This is a genomic window from Lysobacter sp. Soil_C_15 (assembly GCF_057657315.1).
This window is the reverse complement of sequence record NZ_JBDGIR010000011.1, coordinates 15,298-34,366: the sequence shown is the minus strand read 5'-3', so window position 1 is coordinate 34,366 and position 19,069 is coordinate 15,298. Positions and strand designations below refer to the sequence as shown.

11 protein-coding genes are annotated in these 19,069 nt (G+C 71.5%); 7 read left to right on the top strand and 4 right to left on the bottom strand.

Going from position 1 to position 19,069, the window contains the following annotated elements; translation table 11 throughout:
* Window positions 1-183 precede the first annotated feature (183 nt).
* Window positions 184-1,884: a ShlB/FhaC/HecB family hemolysin secretion/activation protein gene (locus AC3A57_RS20450; RefSeq protein ID WP_487580583.1), complete on the top strand. Its 1,701-nt coding sequence runs from the start codon at window positions 184-186 to the stop codon at window positions 1,882-1,884.
* Between the two features lie 61 nt (window positions 1,885-1,945).
* Here the strand turns inward: AC3A57_RS20450 and recQ are convergent, their stop codons facing one another.
* A complete protein-coding gene (recQ, locus tag AC3A57_RS20445) occupies window positions 1,946-3,763 on the bottom strand; it encodes a DNA helicase RecQ (protein WP_487580582.1) in 1,818 nt (605 codons plus the stop codon).
* Between the two features lie 330 nt (window positions 3,764-4,093).
* The gene (locus AC3A57_RS20440; protein ID WP_487580581.1) at window positions 4,094-4,660 is read right to left on the bottom strand and encodes a Dps family protein; all 567 of its coding nucleotides are present in this window, start codon (window positions 4,658-4,660) and stop codon (window positions 4,094-4,096) included.
* Between the two features lie 134 nt (window positions 4,661-4,794).
* On the opposite strand from AC3A57_RS20440, the gene hrpA reads away from it, so the two are divergent.
* Window positions 4,795-8,925 carry an ATP-dependent RNA helicase HrpA gene (gene hrpA, locus AC3A57_RS20435; protein WP_487580580.1) on the top strand — a complete coding sequence of 1,377 codons (4,131 nt, stop codon included), beginning with the start codon at window positions 4,795-4,797 and terminating at the stop codon, window positions 8,923-8,925.
* 186 nt (window positions 8,926-9,111) lie between these two features.
* Here the strand turns inward: hrpA and AC3A57_RS20430 are convergent, their stop codons facing one another.
* Entirely contained in the window at window positions 9,112-9,591 is a 480-nt protein-coding gene (locus tag AC3A57_RS20430) for a hypothetical protein (protein ID WP_221671473.1), read from the bottom strand.
* Window positions 9,592-9,633: 42 nt separating this feature from the next.
* Window positions 9,634-10,155 (bottom strand): hypothetical protein, encoded by a 522-nt coding sequence (locus AC3A57_RS20425; protein ID WP_487580579.1) that lies wholly within the window; start codon window positions 10,153-10,155, stop codon window positions 9,634-9,636.
* Between the two features lie 77 nt (window positions 10,156-10,232).
* Between AC3A57_RS20425 and AC3A57_RS20420 the strand changes: the two genes are divergently transcribed.
* The 5 genes from AC3A57_RS20420 to mrcB all read left to right on the top strand — a co-directional run bounded on the left by AC3A57_RS20420 (window position 10,233) and on the right by mrcB (window position 19,067).
* Window positions 10,233-12,404, top strand: coding sequence for a RelA/SpoT family protein (locus AC3A57_RS20420; protein ID WP_487580578.1), 2,172 nt, complete (start codon window positions 10,233-10,235; stop codon window positions 12,402-12,404).
* Window positions 12,405-12,535: 131 nt separating this feature from the next.
* On the top strand, window positions 12,536-14,113 hold the full coding sequence (locus AC3A57_RS20415) for a tetratricopeptide repeat protein (protein ID WP_487580577.1): 1,578 nt from the start codon (window positions 12,536-12,538) through the stop codon (window positions 14,111-14,113).
* Window positions 14,114-14,303: 190 nt separating this feature from the next.
* Entirely contained in the window at window positions 14,304-15,419 is a 1,116-nt protein-coding gene (locus AC3A57_RS20410; RefSeq protein WP_487580576.1) for a glycosyltransferase, read from the top strand.
* Entirely contained in the window at window positions 15,419-16,420 is a 1,002-nt protein-coding gene (locus AC3A57_RS20405) for a glycosyltransferase family 2 protein (RefSeq protein ID WP_487580575.1), read from the top strand. Before AC3A57_RS20410 ends, AC3A57_RS20405 begins: the two co-directional genes overlap by 1 nt.
* Window positions 16,421-16,664: 244 nt before the next feature.
* Window positions 16,665-19,067: a penicillin-binding protein 1B gene (gene mrcB / locus AC3A57_RS20400; RefSeq protein WP_487580574.1), complete on the top strand. Its 2,403-nt coding sequence runs from the start codon at window positions 16,665-16,667 to the stop codon at window positions 19,065-19,067.
* Window positions 19,068-19,069: the final 2 nt, after the last annotated feature.

Below are 19,069 nucleotides of genomic sequence, written 5' to 3'. Positions count from 1 at the left end.
GGAACGGATGCCGAGTCCGTTCCCGCGTCGCGACGCCGGCATCACGCTCGCTCGGGAACGATGCGATGCAGCCATCGGCTGCATCGCGACGGCGCCGCAAGGACCACGACGCGGCGTCGCGCACGAGGAAGGTGAGGGCGGCACGGCATAGCCTGCGCCCGGCGCAACGAACAGGGGTCGTGCATGCGGACGAGTGCGTGGGAGCGGCATTGCTTACTCGCGTTGGCGCTGGCGGCAGGCGGCGCAGCCCCGGCGTATTCCCAGACCCGATTGCCGACCGGCAATCCCTTGCAGACCCTGCCCCAGGCGCCCGCGCCGCGCGCCGAACCGGCGGTGCGCACCACCGTGGCGCCGCAACAGAACCCGGAAATGGAGGCCTTGCTGGCCTTGCAGCTCACCCCGAGCCGGTTCGACGTGTCCGGGGTCAAGTCGGTTCCGGCCGACAGCATCGCCGCCTTGTTCAGCCCGCTCGCCGGCAAGACCGTCACCGTCGCGCAACTGCTGACGGCCGCGCAGTCCTGCAGCGATCTGTACCGCAAGCGAGGCTATGCGCTGTCGTTCTGCTACGTGCCGACCCAGGATTTCGCCGACGGCGTGGTGCGGATCATCGCGGTCGAGGGCTATGTCGCCCAACTGCGCCTGAGCGGCAAGCCGGGCAAGCTGGAGCGCAAGATCCGCGCGATCGCCCAGCGCATCCTCGACGACCGTCCGCTGCGCCAGGCGACCTTCGAGCGCTACACCCAGATTCTCGGTTTCCTGCCCGGGGCGACCCTGGGCATCAACGTGCCGGCGCCGACCACCACCGACGGCGCGACCACGCTGGAACTGAACGTCGCCGCCAAGCGCTACGACGCGACCTGGGCGCTGGAGTTCAACCATCCCGGCACCCAGGGCCTGGTCAATCTCAGCCTCAATGCGCTGACCCCGCTGGCCGAGCAATGGACGCTGTCGGCGCTGTACCCGGACGGGCGCGGCGACGAGCGGTTCTACGGCGCGGGCTATTCGCAATTGTTCGGCAGCGACGGTTGGACCGGCCGCGCCGACGCCTCGCGCTATCGCGGCGAGCCGGCCACGCGCAGCCCGCTGCCGGCGTTCCTCGATCATCGGGTCGAGCAGGACCGGCTGGCGCTGGGCGCGCGCTATCCGATCCTGCTGCGCACCGAGCGCTCGCTGTTCGTCGGCGCCGGCCTGTACGGCGCCAACCAGTCCGACCTCTATCGCAACCTCGACAACGGCGTCTGGCTGGACCAGCGCTCGCGCACCCGGGTGGCGCAGGTGTCGCTGGACTACGCCCAGGCCAAGAAGGACCGCGCCAGCCAGGTCAGCCTGGCGGTCGGCCGCGGCTTCGACGCCTGGGGCGCGCAATCGGCGGCCCTGACCAACCTGCCCGGCGTGCAACTGCCGGCGCCCAGCGACGTGGCCTTCACCCGTTACAGCCTGGGCCTGGCGCACAGCCGCAGCTGGCAGGAGCAGCGCTACCTGGCGGTGCTGCGCGCGACCGGGCAGTACAGCCGCGACCGGCTGCCCTCCTCGGAACAGATCAGCTTCGGCGCCTCGCGTTTCGCCCTGGCCTACGACCCCGGCGAAGCCACCGGCGACAAGGGCTGGGGCGCATCGCTGGAGTTGAGCCGCAACTTCCGCCCGCAGGCGCGTTGGATGAAATCGGTGGTGCCGTACCTGGTGGTGCAACACGCGCGGGTGTCGTCGAACGCGGGCACGCCGCCGATCGACGACCTGGGCTCGGTCGGCCTGGGCGTGCGGCTGTCGGACAACCGCCACTACAACGTCGATTTCGCCTACGCCAAGCCGACCGCGGATCTGCCTTTGGAAACCGACGACCGCAAGCCGCGCTGGAACCTGACCTTCTCCTACCGGCTGCAGTGAGCCCGCGAAGGGACGGGGTTAAGCCCTGCTTAACCCCTCCGTCCCCTTAGCCTGCTTAGCCTCAGCTGTGGTCGAACAGGTGCTGCAGCACCGCATCGCCGTAGCGCTCGAGCTTGCTGGCGCCGATGCCGGGGATGCGGCCGAGTTCGTCCAGGTCTTCCGGTGCGTGTTCGGCGATCGCGCGCAGGGTGGCGTCGTGGAAGATCACGTAGGCCGGCACGTTCTGCTCGCGCGCGGTGCTCGAGCGCCACTCGCGCAAGGCGTTGAAACGCACCATGGCGTCCTCGTCCAGTTCCATCGCCGCGGCCGCCGCCGCGCCGCCGCCGTTGCGCGAGCGGCGCGCGCCGCCGCTGGCCTTGGCGGTTTCGGCGCGGAAGCGCAGGCTGCGCTCGCCGCGCAGCACCGGCGCGCTGGCCGCGGTCAGGCGCAGCGCGCCGTGACGTTCGATGTCGGCCTCGAGCAGGCCGGCGGCGACCAGTTGGCGGAACACGCTGCTCCACTGGCGCGCGTCGAGGTCGCGGCCGATGCCGTAAGTGCTCAGCGACTGGTGGCCGAAGCGCGAGATCTTTTCGTTCTCGACTCCGCGCAGCACGTCGATGACATGGCCGGCGCCGAAGCGCTGGCCGGTGCGGTAGACGCAGGACAGGGCCTTGCGCGCGGCTTCGGTGCCGTCCCAGCTGCGCGGCGGATCCAGGCAGTTGTCGCAATTGCCGCAGGCGCCGGCGTGGGCTTCGCCGAACCAGCCCAGCAGCGACTGCCGCCGGCACTCGGTGGACTCGCAATAGCCCAGCAGCGAGTCGAGCTTGCGCAGCTCCAGGCGCTTGCGTTCCTCGCCGGCCTCGCCCTGCTGGATCAGCTGGCGCAGGTTGACCACGTCGCCCAGGCCGTAGCACAGCCAGGCTTCGGCCGGCTCGCCGTCGCGGCCGGCGCGGCCGGTTTCCTGGTAATAGCCTTCGATCGACTTGGGCAGGTCGACGTGGGCGACGAAGCGCACATCGGGTTTGTCGATGCCCATGCCGAAGGCGATGGTCGCGACCATGACCACGCCGTCCTCCTGCAGGAAGCGGCGCTGGTTGCCGGCGCGCAGCGCCGCGTCCATGCCGGCGTGGTAGGGCAGGGCATGGATGCCGGCGGCGACCAGTTGCTCGGCGACGGTTTCGACCCGGCGCCGCGAGAAGGCGTAGACGATGCCGCTTTCGCCGCGGTGGCCGGACAGAAAGTCCAGCAACTGGCGGTTGCCGTTGTCCTTGTGCACCACCCGGTAGCGCAGGTTGGGGCGGTCGAAGGAGCTGACGAAGCGGCGCGCATCCTCCAGGTTGAGGCGCTCGGCGATCTCGCGCTGGGTCGGCGCGTCGGCGGTCGCGGTCAGGGCGATGCGCGGGATCTGCGGCCAGCGCTCGTGGAGGATGGTGAGTTCGCGGTACTCGGGGCGGAAATCGTGGCCCCATTGCGATACGCAGTGGGCCTCGTCGATTGCGAACAGGGCGATCCGGGCGCGGTCGATCAGGTTCAGGCAGCGCGCGCCCAGCAGCCGCTCGGGCGCGACGTAGAGCAGGTCGAGCTCGCCGGCCAGCAACTGCCGTTCGACCTCGGCCGCGGCGGCCGCGTCCAGGGTCGAGTTGAGGTAGGCCGCGCGCACGCCGAGCTGGCGCAGCGCCTCGACCTGGTCCTGCATCAGCGCGATCAGCGGCGAAACCACCAGGCCGCAGCCCTCGCGCAGCAGCGCGGGCAGCTGATAGCACAGCGACTTGCCGCCGCCGGTGGGCATCAGCACCAGGGCGTCGCCGCCGTCGGTCACGTGCTGGACGATCTGCGCCTGCTCGCCGCGGAACGCGGTATGGCCGAAGACGCGGTGGAGCCGTTCGAGTGCGGGGGACATGCGCGCTAGTTTAACGGCTGCTCCGGCGGCGCCGGTCGGCACCAGGCGCGCGGCGGGGTCGGAATCCGGCCCGATCCGGCGTCGGTGCGGGCTTCGGTTCAGGCTGGGGGCAGCGGATGGGGTGCCGCGGCCGGGCCGGGCGAAGCCTTAAACAACGACGGACACGGCCGGTTCGCGGCCGGTATGATGCGCGGCTGCCGGCCGGCGCGAGGCATGGCCGGGCCCGATGGGGTGTCCGGGGCGCCTGCGATGCAGGCGCCGGCGGCCGCGATCGCGGCCGCCGGCAATACGCTGCGCGGTCCCGTTGCCGCGACGGCGGGATTACTGTGATTACTGCAGCAGCGAGCGCAGCATCCAGGCGTACTTCTCGTGGGTCTGCAGGCGCTGGGTCAGCAGGTCTTCGGTCGGCGCGTCGTCGACGTCGTCGGCCTGGTCGAGTACCTTGCGCGCGGTGCGGCACACGGCTTCGTTGCCGACCACCAACTGGCGGACCATTTCGCGCCAGTCGGCGGCGTCGGTCAGGCCCGGTTCTTCCGGAATCGAGCTCAGGCGCACGAATTCGGCGTACGAGCCCGGCGCGTTGTAGCCCAGGGCGCGGATGCGCTCGGCGATCTCGTCCAGCGCGGTCCACTGCTCGGTGTACTGGGTTTCGAACATCACGTGCAGGCTGTTGAACATCGGCCCGGTCACGTTCCAGTGGAAGTTGTGGGTCTTCAGGTACAGGGTGTAGCTGTCGGCCAGGAAGCGCGACAGGCCTTCGGCGATCGTCTTGCGATCGGCCGCGGAGATCCCGATATCGATCGAGGGCGCGCCATCGCCCGGGGCCGGCGAGGGGGCGGGGGTGGCGGCCTTGGTTTTGCCGGATTTGGTCTTGTCGGACTTGGTGGACTTGGCCATGCGGGACTCCTGTTCCGATGCGGATGGGGTGGACGCTTGCCGGATATGGTGCCGGCATTAGCGGCGACAATAGGCGCTGTCGCCGCGGATGTGAAATGGTTTGTTTCTAGCGCTGCGATGCAGACGATCTATCGATGAATACCGAGTCTTCCAAACAGTCTAGTCATGGCGATGCGAGCGCCGCGTTACGGCAGGCGCGGCGCGCGATCGACGGCGCGCTGAGCCGCGACCGCAGCCGCCTGCACGGACTGTGGTCGCGCTGGAGCGGCAAGCCCGGCGATGCCGCCGCGCAGGCGGCGTTCGCCCAGGCCCTGGCCGCCTCGGTCGCGCAGCGGCAGGCGCGCGCGGCGGCGTTGCCGCAGGCGCCGGTCGACCCGTCGCTGCCGATCGCCGCTCGGGCCGACACCATCGTCGAGCTGATCCGCAAGCATCCGGTGGTGGTGATCGCCGGCGAAACCGGTTCGGGCAAGACCACCCAGTTGCCGAAGCTGTGCCTGGCCGCCGGCCGCGGCGCCGCCGGCCTGATCGGCTGCACCCAGCCGCGCCGGATCGCCGCGCGCGCGGTCGCGCGGCGCGTGGCCGAGGAGTTGAACACCCCGCTCGGCGGCGCGGTCGGCTACCAGGTGCGCTTCAACGAGAACGTCGGCGAACGCACCGCGGTCAAGTTCATGACCGACGGCATCCTGCTGGCCGAAATCCAGTCCGACCGCTGGCTGTCGGCCTACGACACGATCCTGATCGACGAGGCGCACGAGCGCAGCCTCAATATCGACTTCCTGCTCGGCTATCTGAAGCAGCTGCTGAAAAAGCGTTCGGACCTGAAGGTCATCGTGACCTCGGCGACCATCGACACCGAGCGCTTCGCCGCCCACTTCGGCGGCGCGCCGGTGGTCAGCGTCGAGGGCCGCGGCTATCCGGTGAACGTGCGGTATCGGCCTTTGGACGAGGCGGGACTCGGGACTCGGGACTCGGGACTCGCAGAAGCAGATCGTCGCGGCTCTTCGAGTCCCGAGTCCCGAGTCCCGAGTCCCGCGCGAAGCGTCAACGACGGCATCGTCGCGGCCTGCGACGAAATCACCCGCGAGGATCCGCGCGGCGACGTGCTGGTGTTCCTGTCCGGCGAGCGCGAGATCCGCGACGCCCACCAGGCCCTGGAGCGGCGCAAGTACCGCGAGACCGAAGTGCTGCCGCTGTACGCGCGCTTGTCGGTGCGCGACCAGGACCGGGTGTTCAACCCCGGGCCGAAGCGGCGCATCGTGTTGGCGACCAACGTCGCCGAGACCTCGCTGACCGTGCCGCGGATCCGTTACGTGGTCGACCCGGGCCTGGCCCGGGTCAAGCGCTACAGCCCGCGCGGCAAGCTCGACCGGCTGCACATCGAGCCGGTCAGCCAGGCCAGCGCCGATCAGCGCAAGGGCCGCTGCGGCCGCATCAGCGAAGGCACCTGCTACCGCCTTTACAGCGAGGCCGATTTCGAATCGCGGCCGCGCTACACCGACCCGGAAATCCGCCGCGCCGCCCTGGCCGGGGTGATCCTGCGCATGCTTTCGCTGGGCCTGGGCCAGATCGAGGAGTTCCCGTTCCTGGAACCGCCCGACGGACGCGCCATCGCCGACGGTTGGCAGCAGTTGAGCGAACTGGGTGCGGTCGACGAACAGCGCAAGCTGACCGCGATCGGCCGCGCCATGGCGCGCCTGCCGGTCGACGTGAAGCTGGCGCGCATGCTGGTGGCGGCCGACCGGCACGGCTGCCTGCGCGAGATGATCGCGATCGCCTCGTTCCTCGGCATCCAGGACCCGCGCGAACGCCCGGCCGACCAGCGCGCCGCGGCCGACAACGCGCACGCGCTGTTCGCCGACCCGCGCTCGGAATTCGTCGGCATCCTCAAGCTGTGGCAGGCCTACCAGGCCGCGCATCAGGAACTGACCCAGTCCAAGCTGCGCGCTTGGTGCGACAAGCACTTCCTCGGCTTCCTGCGCATGCGCGAATGGCGCGAGCTGCATCGGCAGTTGAAGCTGGTGTGCGAGGAGACGGGACTCGGGGTTCGGGACTCGGGCCTCGCAGAAGCGGACCGTCGCAGCTCCTCGAGTCCCGAGTCCCCAGTCCCGAGTCCCGAGGCATACGCCACTTTGCACCGCGCCCTGATCGCCGGCCTGCCGACCCAGATCGGTTTCCGCGGCGACAAGGGGCTGTACGACGGCCCGCGCGGACGCAAGTTCGCTCTGTTCCCCGGTTCGCCGTTGGCCAAGAAGCCGCCGCCGTGGGTGTTGTCGGCGACCCTGCTCGACACCGAGCGGGTGTGGTCGATGACCAATGCCGCGATCGAGCCGGATTGGGCGATCCAGGAATTGCCGCACCTGCTGTCGCGGCGCCACCACGACCCGCGTTGGGCGCGTTCGCAGGGGCGGGTGGTCGGCAGCGAGCAGATCGGTCTGTTCGGCCTGGTGCTGGCGCCGAAGCGGCCGGTGCACTACGGCGCGCTGTATCCGGAAGAAAGCCGGGCGATCTTCGCCCGCGACGCCCTGGTGACCGGCGAGATCAACACCCGCGCCGGGTTCCTGGCGCGCAACCTGGCGACCCTGGCCAAGGCGCGCGAGGAGGAAGCCAAGCAGCGCCGCGCCGGCCTGGTGGTCGACGAGGAATGGATGGCGCAGTGGTACCTGGACCGGTTGCCGGCGCAGGCGCACAACGTGCAGGCGCTGGACGCGTGGTACGGCAAGCTGCCGGCGGCGGAGAAGGCGGCGCTGGAATGGTCGCTGGACGATCTGATGATCGGCGGCGAGAGCGAGGCCGCGCGCTTCCCGCCCTATCTGCAGTTGGGCAACGCGCGGCTGGCGGTGCGCTACCGCTTCGAGCCGGGCGCGGCCGACGACGGCATGACCCTGGCGGTGCCGCTGCACCTGCTCAATGCGCTGGACCCGGCCCAGCTGTCGTGGCTGGCGCCGGGCTTCGTCGCCGATAAGGCCGCGGCGCTGATCAAGTCGCTGCCGAAGATCCTGCGGCGCAACTTCGTGCCGGCGCCGGACTTCGCCAAGGCCTTCTACGAGGCCCATCCCAAGCCGGAGGCCGACGACCTGGCCGGGACGCTGGCGCGGTTCCTGCGCAAGCTCACCGGCGTGGAGGTGGCGGCGACGGATTTCGAACCCGACGCGATCGAAGCGCATCTGCGCATGAACCTGCGCCTGCTCGACGCGCCGGGCGGGCGCGGCAAGGGCGAGGGCGCGGTACTGGCCGAGTCGCGCGACCTGGACGAGTTGCGCGCGCGCTTCGGCGAACGCGCCGCGCGCGCCTTCGCCGCGCGCGCCGCCGACGGCCTGGGCCAGCGCGGGCTGACCGCCTTCCCCGAACAGGCGATACCGCTGTCGGTGCCGGGCGCGGCCGGCGTGCCGGCCTTCCCGGCCCTGCACGACGACGGCGACAGCGTGTCCCTGCGCGTGCACGCCGAGCGCGACGCGGCGCAGCGCGCCCACCCCGACGGCGTGCGCCGGCTGCTGACGCTGGCCCTGGGCGACAAGCTCAAGCAGGCGCGCAAACAACTGCCGGTGCAGCCCAAGACCGGCTTGTTGTATGCCGCGATCGAATCGGCCGCGCCGCGCCAGGAGCGCGTATCGGCGACCCGCGACGCGCAGGCCATTACGCCGCAAGGCCGCGCCGCGCAGGACCGGCCGCGCGACGGCGACCGGCTGCGCGAGGACCTGGTCGACGGCGCCCTGCAATCGCTGTTCGGCAGCGACGAGGAACTGCTGGCGGTACGCGACGCGGCCGCGTTCGAAGCGCGCCGCGAAGCGGTGGCCAAGCGACTGTTCGGCGAGGCGATGGAGCGGCTGAAGCAGGCCGAGGGCATCCTGACCGCGGTCGCCGAGGTGCGCGCGCGGCTGGAATCGCCGTTGATGGGCTGGGCCAGCGGCAACCTCGACGACATGCGCGCGCAACTGGCGACCCTGACCCCGCCGGGCTTCCTGCGCGCGGTGCCGACCGCGGTATTGGCCGAGTACCCGCGCTATCTGAAGGCCTTGTCGGTGCGCAGCGAACGCGCCTTGCGCGATCCGGTGCGCGACCAGGCGCGCATGCTCGAGCTCAAGCCTTTCGTCGATGCCTACGCGCAGGCGGCGGAGCAGGGGCGCGAGCAGCAGGCTGGCTGGCAGTCGCTGCGCTGGGACATCGAGGAGCTGCGAGTATCGCTGTTCGCCCAGGAACTGGGCGTGCGCGGCGGCGTCTCGCCGAAAAAGCTGGCGCAGCGGCTGGCGTCGCTGCGTTCAAGCTAGGGATTCGGGATTGGGGGCTTTGTAGCAGCGGCGTAAGCCGCGACAACCGCAGCGACATACCCAAGCGTGGTGGTCCAAGCCCGGACGCTGCGGGCTTCGGCCATCGGCGCGGTATCGCACCGCTGCGCTTGTCGCGGCTCACGCCGCTCCTACACAAGCCGTACGATTCCCTATTCCCGTCTCAAATCAATCCAGCCGCTTGACCTTGGCCTTCGGGATCTGGCCTTCGACTTCCAGGTACCAGGCGCCCATCATGCCGGGACGGATGGTGACCTTGGGCGCGCTGACCGGCTTGCCGATGTACAGCGAGCCTTCGATCACCCGCCAGCGCTGGCCGTTCTCGAGCTGGATCACGTCGCCGTTGGCGAAGCCGCGGAAGTCGCCCTTGACGGTCGAGCTGACCGGGTCGGCCTTGACCTTGGAGAACGGGTCGTTGCGTTCGGCCAGCACTTCGCGCTTGGCTTCGGCGACGACCGCGGTGCGCTCCTGGCTCAGCAACTGATTGAGCAGGGCCAACTGCTCGGCCGACAGGCCGTCCAGGCCGGTGGCCTTCATCTGCTCGGCGCTGAAGCGCTGTTCGACCGGGACGTACTGACGTTCGGCGCCGACCGCGCCGGCGGAAACGGCGAGCAGGACGGCAAGGCTCAACGAGGACAGCGCACGCATGGGAAGACTCCAGAAGACGGGCGGAAGGAAAGCGTCGCGGACTTACTTGGTGCGGGTGACCTTGGCGCGGGTGTTGTAGCCCTGCACCGCCAGGTACCACGCGTTGCCGATCAGGCTCGGGGTGATGCGCACCTGCGGCGAGTCCAGCTTGACCCCGGGCAGGTTGGCGTTGTCGTCCTGGCGCCATTCCTGGCCGTTGTCTAGCACATAGGTCTGGCCGCGCTCGAAGCCGGTGAAGGGGCCGGTCATGCGCGCTTCGACCGGCTCCCTGGAGCCCGAGCCGAGGAAGCCGCGGTTCTCGTGCTTGACCTGCTCGCGGGTCTCTTGCTTGGCCTTGACCACGGCCTTGCTGGTCTCGCTGTCGAGGGTGCGGTTGAGCCAGGCGTTCAGGTTGGCCAACTGTTCCGGGCTGAGCCGGTCCAGGCCGGCGGCCTTGAATTGTTCGGCGCTCATCTGCTGCTCGATCTTGGCCTGCGCGAACGCGGCCGGCGCGGCCAGCGCCAGGGCCGCGGCGATGCAGGCGGCGAGCAGCGGGCGCGTCAGGGCGGAGTGAATCGCGGACATCTGTGCTGTTCCTCGGGACGGATGCTCGCTAGTGTAGTCGCTGGTCCCCCTGGCTTCGCACCCGAGCCGCTCCCGTTGTGAACGCGTCCGCCGCCGAACCCCGTCCCGTCCCCGCCGATGTCCTGGCCCTGCCTGCCGCGCGCAGCCTGGCCGCGCCCTTGCGTAAGGCGCTGACCGCGGCGGCGGCCCAGGCGCAGGCGGGCGAGGGCGCGCTGGATGCGCCGGAGGTGGTCGTGGCGACCCTGGACGCGCTGGCCATGCTCGACGCCGACAGCGACACCGTCGCGGCCGCGATCCTGCACGCCTTTCCGGGCTGGGCGGCGGCGCTGGGGCCGGGGCTGGAGCGCGACTTCCCGGTGGTCGCGGCGCTGCTCGACGGCCAGCGCGCCGCCGGCCAGGTCTGGGCGCTGCACGCCGAACAAGGTCGCCGCTCCGGCACCGAGGGCCTGCGCCGGCTGCTGCTGGCGATCGTGCGCGACCTGCGGGTGGTGCCGATCCTGCTCGCGCGGCAGCTCGCGCGGATGCGCCATGCCGACCGGCTGGCGCCGGACACGCGCCGCGAACTGGCCGCGCTGACCCGCGACATCCACGCCCCGCTGGCCAACCGGCTCGGCATCTGGCAGCTCAAGTGGGAGCTGGAGGACCTGGCGTTCCGCTACCTGGAGCCGCAGACCTACCAGAAGATCGCCCGCCTGCTCGACGAGAAGCGCGGCGACCGCGAGCGCTACATCGAGCAGGTCAAGCGCACCCTGCGCGAAGCGATGGCGGCGCAGGGCGTGCAGGCCGACGTCGCCGGCCGGCCCAAGCACATCTACAGCATCTGGAAGAAGATGCAGCGCAAGGACGTGCCGATCGGCGAGCTCTACGACCTGCGCGCGGTGCGGGTGCTGGTCGACGACCTGGCCTCGTGCTACGCCGCGCTCGGCGTGGTCCACGCGCAGTGGACGCCGATCCCGAGCGAGTTCGACGATTACATCGCCCGGCCCAAGCGCAACGATTACCGCTCGCTGCACACCGCCGTGGTCGGGCCGGAAGGCAAGACCCTGGAAGTGCAGATCCGCACCCACGAGATGCACCGCCAGGCCGAGCTCGGCGTGGCCGCGCACTGGAAGTACAAGGAAGTCGGCAGCCACAGCGCCGACGCCGCGTTCGACCGCAAGATCGCCTGGATGCGCCGCCTGCTCGACGCCAAGGGCGGCGACGAGGCCGCGCTGGCCAGCGAGCTGGACACCGAACTGGTCGAGGACCGGGTCTACGTGCTCACCCCCAAGGGCGAGGTGATCGACCTGCCGGCCGGGGCCACGCCGCTGGACTTCGCCTATCACGTGCATACCGAGGTCGGCCATCGCTGCCGCGGCGCCAAGGTCGACGGCCGGATCGTGCCGCTGGACCACAAGCTGCGCAGCGGCGACCGAGTCGAGATCCTCACCGCCAAGACCGGCGAGCCGCGCCGCGACTGGCTGGTGGCGGCGAACGGCTTCCTGGCCAGCAACCGTTCGCGCGAGAAGGTGCGGACCTGGTTCCACAAGCTCGACCGCTCGCGCAACGAGAGCGCCGGACGCGAACTGCTCGACAAGGAACTGCGCCGGCTCGGCCTGCTCGGCGCCGATCTGGCGCCGGCGCGCGAGCGCTTCAATCTGGCCAACGACGGCGACCTGTACGTGCAGGTCGCGCTCGGCGACCTGGGGCCGCATCAGGTCGGCCGCGCCCTGCTCGAGCACGAACGGGCCCTGGCCGCGCCGGGCACCGGCGCCGGCACCACGACCGTGCTGACCCCGCCGGCGCCGCGCAAGACCGCCGGCAAGAGCACCGACTTCACCGTCGAGGGCATCGGCAACCTGCTGGTGCAACTGGCGCGCTGCTGCCAGCCGCTGCCGGGCGAGCCGATCGTCGGCTACCTGACCCGCGGCCGCGGCGTCAGCGTGCATCGCCCGAGCTGCGCCGCGTTCGAGCGCCTGGCCGCGGCGCAACCGCAGCGGGTGCTGCCGGTGGAGTGGGGACGCAAGGGCAGCGGCTACGAAATCGACATCGAGGTGCTGGCGCTGGACCGCAAGTGGCTGCTGAAGGAAGTCAGCAACGTGATCGCCCAGGGCAATGCCCACGTGATCAGCATTCGCAGCGACGTCGAGCGCAACGGCGCGCAGGTCCGGCTGCGGCTGCGGCTGCGGGTGGCCGACTACGGCCAGTTGTCGACCCTGCTCGGCAAGCTGTCGGCGCTGCCGGGCGTGGAGTACGCGCAGCGGCACTGAACCGGCGCGACCGCCGGCACGAACCGTCGCTGTGACCCGCGTCGACGAGACCGCGGTGCGGCCAGTGCGCCGCATCGCACCGGCATCGCGATCGCGACGCGGCGGTCATGCGCCGGCGCTATCCTGTGCCGGTGAATCCGGATCCGCCGTCGCCCGCCTCTCCCGTACGCATCGAGCCGTCGCCGGGCGACTGGAGCCGGTTGCGTTTCGACGACCAGGCGCCGCCGCGCGAGACAACGCCGCGTCTGCCGCAATGGGGCTTGCGTGCCGGCATCGCGCTGGCGGCGGTGGCGATGCTGGGCTTGATCCTGGAGCGGCAGGCGCTGTCGGAATGGCTGTGGCCGGACACTCGCGCCCAGGTCTTGCGCGAGCAGGCGGCGCAGGCGCTGGCGCAAGGACGGCTCAGCGCCGCCGACGGTCGCGGCGCGCGCGAACTTTACGAAGCCGCGCTGGCGCTGGACCCGGACCGCAACGACGCCCGCGCCGGCCTGGCCCGGGTCGGCCTGGCCGCGTTGGCCCAGGCCGAGACGGCGATCGCCGCCGGCCGTTTCGACCAGGCGCGCGAGCGCCTGAGCCTGGCGCGCGAACTGGCCACCCCGCGCGACCGGGTCGAACCGCTGGCGCAAAAGTTGCGCGAGCGCGAAGCCGCGCACGCCGGGCTGGACCGGCTGGTCGCCGCCGCTGCCGCCGCGCGCGCGCAAGGCCGGCTCGACGGCGAGCCCGACGCGGCGCTGCCGTTGTACCAACGCGTGCTGGAACTGCAGCCGCAGCACGATGCCGCCCTGGAAGGACGCGACGACACCCTGGCCGATCTGCTGCAACAGGCGCGCGCCGCCCTGCAGCGCGGCGAACTGGCGCGCGGCGCGCAGGGGGTGCAGCGGGTGCAGGCCGCCGATGCCGGCCATGCCGACCTGCCGGACGCGCTGGCGCAGCTGGAAACCCAGGTCGAGCGCCACCGTCGCGACAGCGAGCGCGCGCTGCGGCGCGGACGCCTGGAGCAGGCCGCGGCCGGTTACCAGGATCTGCTCGCGGTGCATCCGGACGATGAAGCGGCGCGCCGCGGCCTGATCCAGGTGGCCGAAGCGCACGCCGCGCGCAGCGAGCGCTACGCCGCCGACTTCCAGCTCGCCCAGGCCCAGATCGAGCTGTCCCGCGCCCGCGCGCTGGCGGTCGACGCGCCCGCGGTGGCGAGCGCGCGCCAGCACCTGGAGCGCGCGCGCGAATCGCGCAAGCGCCTGCAGCAGGAACCGCCGGTCCTGCGCCGGCAGTCCTTGCAGCGGCTGTTGGCCGAGGCCGCGGCGGCCGAACAGCGCGGCGACTTGCTGACCCCGCCCGGCGACAGCGCCTACGACAAGCTGCGCGCGGCGCAGGCGATCGCGCCGCAGGACCCGGCGGTGCGCGCCGCCGCGGCGCGCCTGCTGCCGGCGGCGCGGCGTTGCTTCGAGCGCGAACTCAGCGGCAACCGGCTCTCGCGCGCCGGCGAATGCCTGGCCGCGCGCCGCACCCTGGAGGGCGGCGGCGGCGCGGTGCGCGAGGCGGCCGCGCGCCTGGCCCAACGCTGGGTCGCGGTCGGCGACGAGCGCCTGGGCGCCGGCGAACTGCGGGCGGCGCGGGCGGCGGTCGACGCCGCGCGTGCGCTCGATGCCGCCACGCCGGGTCTGGGCGAACTGGCGGCGCGGGTGCGCAGCGCCGAAGCCGCCTCGAACTGAGCGCCCTGAGTCCCAAACTGCTGGACTCGGGCGTCCTGGACCGCGGCTGAACACGCGTCGCCGGCGCGCTGGGCGATAATGCCGGCCCCGACCCGCCGCGAGTCCCGTCCGCCGTGCCTGCCGCCCGTACTCCATTGGCCGTTTCTGCGCCGTCGCCGCTGCGCGCGCGGGCGGGTCGCGGAGCCGGGCGATGAACCGCTTCGACAGCCACGCCGATCCGGCGCTGCGCGTCAACGTGGTGCTGTGCACCTACAACGGCGCGCGCTACCTCAGCGCCCAGCTCGACAGCCTGCTCGCCCAGGAGCGCACGCCGGACCGGGTGACGATCGCCGACGACGCCTCCAGCGACGCCAGTTGGACCCTGCTCGAAGCCTTCGCCGCGCGCGCCCGAGCGCGCGGCATCGAGGTCGATCTGCAGCGCAATCCGCGCAACCTGGGCTACCTGCGCAACTTCGAGGCGGCGCTGGCCCGAGCCGGCGGCGGGCTGGTGTTCCTGTGCGACCAGGACGACGTCTGGCATCCGAACAAGATCGCCGACTTCGTCGAGCGCTTCCGCGCCGAGGCCGATCTGATCGCCTTGTACAGCGATTCGCGGGTGATCGACGGAGCGGGGCGAGACCTGGGCAAGCGCGTGTTCGATGCCCTGGAGGTCGCCGAGGCCGAGCTGCAGGCCCTGCACCAGGGCCGCGGCTTCGAGGTGCTGCTCCGGCGCAACATCGTCGCCGGCGCGACCATGGCGGTGCGGCGCGAGCTGATCGACCGCGCGTTGCCGATTCCTAACGGATGTGTTCCTAACGGGTGTGTTCCGAACGGGTCTGTTCCTAACGGGTCTGTTCCGAACGGGCCAGCGCCCAACCTGTCGGCTGGGCCGGGACCCGGCGCCGGCCGCCTGAGCGGAGCCCACCACGAATGGCTGGCGCTGATCGCCGCCGCGACCGGCCGCATCGACTGCATCGAGGCGGCGACCATGGATTACCGGCAACACGGCAGCGACCCGATCGGCGCCCACCCGCGCAGCCTGGCCGAGCGCCTGCGCGGCGGCAGGCAGCGCCGCGAGCGCATGCGGGCGACGGCGGCCAAGCTGGAATCGTTGCGCGCGCACCTCGACCGCGCCGGCCTGGCGGTCGACCCCGGCAAGCGCGCCGTACTGGACGAGCGCCTGAACCACCTGCAGCTGCGGCTCGGCCTGTCGCGGCGTTTCCTGCAGCGCTGGCCGCTGATCCGCGACGAATGGCGCCACGGCCGCTACCGGCGTTACTCGGCCGGCCTGGGCTCGCTGGTCGGCGACCTGCTGGGGCTGCGTTGATGGTCGCCGCGGCCGCGCATCCCAACGTCATCGACGCGGCCGCCGCCGGCGCCCGCGGTGCCGACGTCAGCGCCGTCATCGTCACCTATCACCCGCAGACCGACCTGCTCGACGGCGTCGTCGCCGCGGTGCAGGGCCAGGTCGGGCAGTTGCAGATCTTCGACAACGCCAGCCCCGACCCTGCTTTGGACGCTTACTTCGAAGGGCTGCGCGCGCGCGGCATCGAGGTGTTCCGCTCGCCGCGCAACGTCGGCCTGGGCAGCGCGATCAACCACGCCGCGCGCGCCGCGGGCGAAGCCGGCTACCGCCATGTGCTGTTGATGGACCAGGACAGCACGGTCGATCCGGACATGGTCGCGCAACTGCGCGCCGCGCTGGATCGCCTGCGCGCGCAAGGCCCGGTGGCTGCGGTCGGGCCGCAGTTCCGCGACGCCCGCACCGGCGCGGTCGCGCCGTTCGTGCGGATCGGCTTCCCGCTCAACCGCAAGCTCTACGGCGGACCGGGACAGACGGTGGACTGCGATTTCCTGATCACCTCCGGCAGCCTGCTGCCGCTGGACGCCCTCGGCGCGGTCGGCGGCATGGACGAAGGCTTGTTCATCGACAACGTCGACATCGAATGGAGTTCGCGCGCGCGCCATCGCGGCTACCGCCTGTACGGGGTCTGCGACGCCGGCATGCAGCACCGCATCGGCGACCTGATGCCGCTGGCCTCGTGGTTGCCTTGGCGCACTGTGGTGCACAGCCCGACCCGGCTGTACTACATGATGCGCAACCGGGTGTTGTTGTATCGCCGCACCGAAGTGCCGCGGCGCTGGGCCGCGCAGGATCTGCCGCGGCTGCTGCTGAAGTTCGTCGGTACCGCGGTGTTCCTGCGCCCGCGCCTGGGCTATCTGCAAGCGATGCTGCGCGGACTGCGCGACGGCCTGTGCGGGCGCGATGGACCGATGCCGAGCGACCGGGGCGGCCACCAGGGCCGAAGCCCGGATCCGAAGCGATAGACCCGCGCCCCGGCCGCCTGCCGGGAAGCTGGGTCTGCTCCCGCACTGCTGCCGTGTCCCCCGGCTGGGATCGGCACGCAGACGGCTTTGCCCATCCTGGCGACACCCCGGCCGACCCCTCGCAACGCCCCGCCGCGCGCGCCCGCGCGGACCGGTCTGAACGCCGCCGCACCGCACCGTCGGCCCCGGCCCGGCCCGCGAACGCCTGCGCTAGACTTGCCGCGACTCCCCGTACGGTAAGCCCGTGGCCCGCATCGATTACGACGAAGACCAGCACGACGACGACAGCGACGACGGCCACGCGCCGACCTGGCGTCGCCGGCTGGTGACCTGGGGCCTGGCCGCCGCCGGTCTGGGCCTGGGGTTCCTGATTCCGTACACGCTCTACCTCAATCATGAAGTCGGGCAGCGTTTCGGCCAGCTGCGCTGGCAGATCCCGACCCGGGTGTATGCGCGCCCGCTGGAACTGGCGCCGGGCCTGGCCCTGGACGCGGCCACGCTGAAGACCGAACTGGACGCCGCGTCCTACCGCGAAGACGGCGGCGCCCGCCCGGGCACCTATGCCCGCGACGGCGGCCGTTTCACCATCGCCAGCCGCGGCTTCAACGACGTCGACGGCAAGGTCGCGCCGCGCCGGATCGAAGTCACCGTGTCCGGCGGCCGGGTCGCCGCGCTGCGCGACCTGACCACGCGCAAGGCGCTGCGGGTGGCGCGCCTGGATCCGGCGCGGATCGCGACCCTGTACGGGCAGAAGCAGGAAGAACGCCGGCTGGTGCGGATCGAGGAAGTGCCCGAGTTGCTGGTCACCGGCCTGCAGGCGGTGGAAGACCGCGACTTCAACCACCACCTCGGCATCGATCTCAGCGGCATGGCGCGTGCGGCGTTCAAGAACGTCGCCGCCGGCCGCGCCAAACAAGGCGCCAGCACCCTGACCCAGCAGCTGGCGCGCAGCGGCCTGCTCGGCATCGGCCAGGAGCAGACCCTGACCCGCAAGGGCAAGGAAATCATCTACGCCCTGCTGATCGAGGCGCGCTACGACAAGCGCACCATCCTGGAGGCGTATTTCAACCAGGTCTATCTCGGCCAGCGCGGTTCGCAGGCGATCCACGGCGTCGCCGCGGCCTCGGAGTTCTGGTTCGGCCGCGACCTGCGCGATCTCAACACCGAGCAGATCGCGCTGTTGATCGGCATCGTCCGCGGCCCCTCGTACTACGATCCGCGGCGCAATCCCGAGCGCGCGCTGGAACGGCGCAATTTCGTCCTCGGCGAAATGCACGAAACCCAGCTGATCGACGACAAGGAATATCAGCGCGCGCTCAAGACCCCGCTCGGCATCAGCCAGAACCCCGGCAACATCGCCGCCAACCGCTTCCCGGCCTACGTCGACCTGGTCCGCCGCCAGTTGGCCCGCGACTATCCGGCCGACGCGCTGGCCGGCGCCGGCCTCAGCGTGATGAGCGGCATGGCGCCGTCGGCGCAGGCCCAGGCCGAGGGCGCGGTGGCGCGCACGCTCAAGCGCCTGGACAGCAAGCGCCGTCCGCCGCTGCAGGCCGGCCTGGTGGTCACCGACGTGCACAACGGCGAAGTGGTCGCGGTGGTCGGCAGCCGCGAGTTCACCCAGCACGGCTTCAACCGCGCGGTCGAGGCGCAGCGCCCGGTCGGTTCGCTGCTCAAGCCGTTCGTGTACCTGTTGGCGCTGGCCCAGCCGGGCCAGTTCAACCTGGCCTCGTGGGTCGACGACTCGCCGGTGACGGTCAAGCTCGGCCGCGGCCGCAACTGGAACCCCGGCAATTCCGACGGCCGCAGCCACGGCATGGTGCGGATGGTCGATGCGCTGGCCATGTCCTACAACCAGGCCACGGTGCGGATCGGCATGCAGGTCGCGCCGGAGCGGATCGCCGACCTGATCAAGACCCTGGCCGGGATCGAGGCGCCGAACAATCCGTCGCTGATCCTGGGTGCGGTCGACCAGAGCCCGTACGCGATGGCGCAGCTGTACCAGTTCCTGGCGTCCGGCGGCGAGATCCAGCCGCTGCACGCGGTGCGCGGCGTGCTCGACGCCAGCGGCAAGGCGGTCAAGCGCTACGACAAGGAACCGGCGCCGGCGCAGGAAGGCGACGCGATCGCCGCGCGCCTGATCACCATCGCCCTGCAGCAGGCGGTCAGCAACGGCACCGGCCGCCAGCTGATCGGCGACGGCCTCGGCCGGCTGGCGCCGGCCGGCAAGACCGGCACCAGCAACGACGGCCGCGACAGCTGGTTCGCCGGCTGGACCGGCGATCACCTGGCGGTGATCTGGGTCGGCAACGACCAGAACCAGACCACCGGCCTGTACGGCGCCACCGGCGCGATGCGGGTGTGGTCGTCGATCTTCGCCCGCCTGCCGAGCGCGCCGTTGAAGGTCACCGACAAGGGCCTGGACTGGCAGTCGGTGATCGGCACCCACGTCACCGACGCCAGCTGCGCCGGCGCGCGCCGCTTCCCGTTCGTGACCGGCTACGCCCCCGAGTACGCGCCGTGCCCGGCGCCGCAGCCGGAAGGCGGCGAAGAGTCCGGCGGCGGCTGGCGCGAATGGTTCGGCCTCGGCCGGGACAAGGACGAACCCGCGCAACCGGCGCCGTCGGATTCCCCGCCCCCGGAGCAGTAAGT

Excerpts from the sequence above, each read along its gene's own strand:
- AC3A57_RS20405 (WP_487580575.1), top strand. The coding sequence starts at position 15,419 with ATGGTCGCCGCGGCCGCGCATCCCAACGTCATCGACGCGGCCGCCGCC.
- AC3A57_RS20410 (WP_487580576.1), top strand. The coding sequence starts at position 14,304 with ATGAACCGCTTCGACAGCCACGCCGATCCGGCGCTGCGCGTCAACGTG.
- AC3A57_RS20440 (WP_487580581.1), bottom strand. The coding sequence starts at position 4,660 with ATGGCCAAGTCCACCAAGTCCGACAAGACCAAATCCGGCAAAACCAAG.
- AC3A57_RS20425 (WP_487580579.1), bottom strand. The coding sequence starts at position 10,155 with ATGTCCGCGATTCACTCCGCCCTGACGCGCCCGCTGCTCGCCGCCTGC.
- AC3A57_RS20450 (WP_487580583.1), top strand. The coding sequence starts at position 184 with ATGCGGACGAGTGCGTGGGAGCGGCATTGCTTACTCGCGTTGGCGCTG.
- hrpA (WP_487580580.1), top strand. The coding sequence starts at position 4,795 with ATGAATACCGAGTCTTCCAAACAGTCTAGTCATGGCGATGCGAGCGCC.
- AC3A57_RS20430 (WP_221671473.1), bottom strand. The coding sequence starts at position 9,591 with ATGCGTGCGCTGTCCTCGTTGAGCCTTGCCGTCCTGCTCGCCGTTTCC.
- recQ (WP_487580582.1), bottom strand. The coding sequence starts at position 3,763 with ATGTCCCCCGCACTCGAACGGCTCCACCGCGTCTTCGGCCATACCGCG.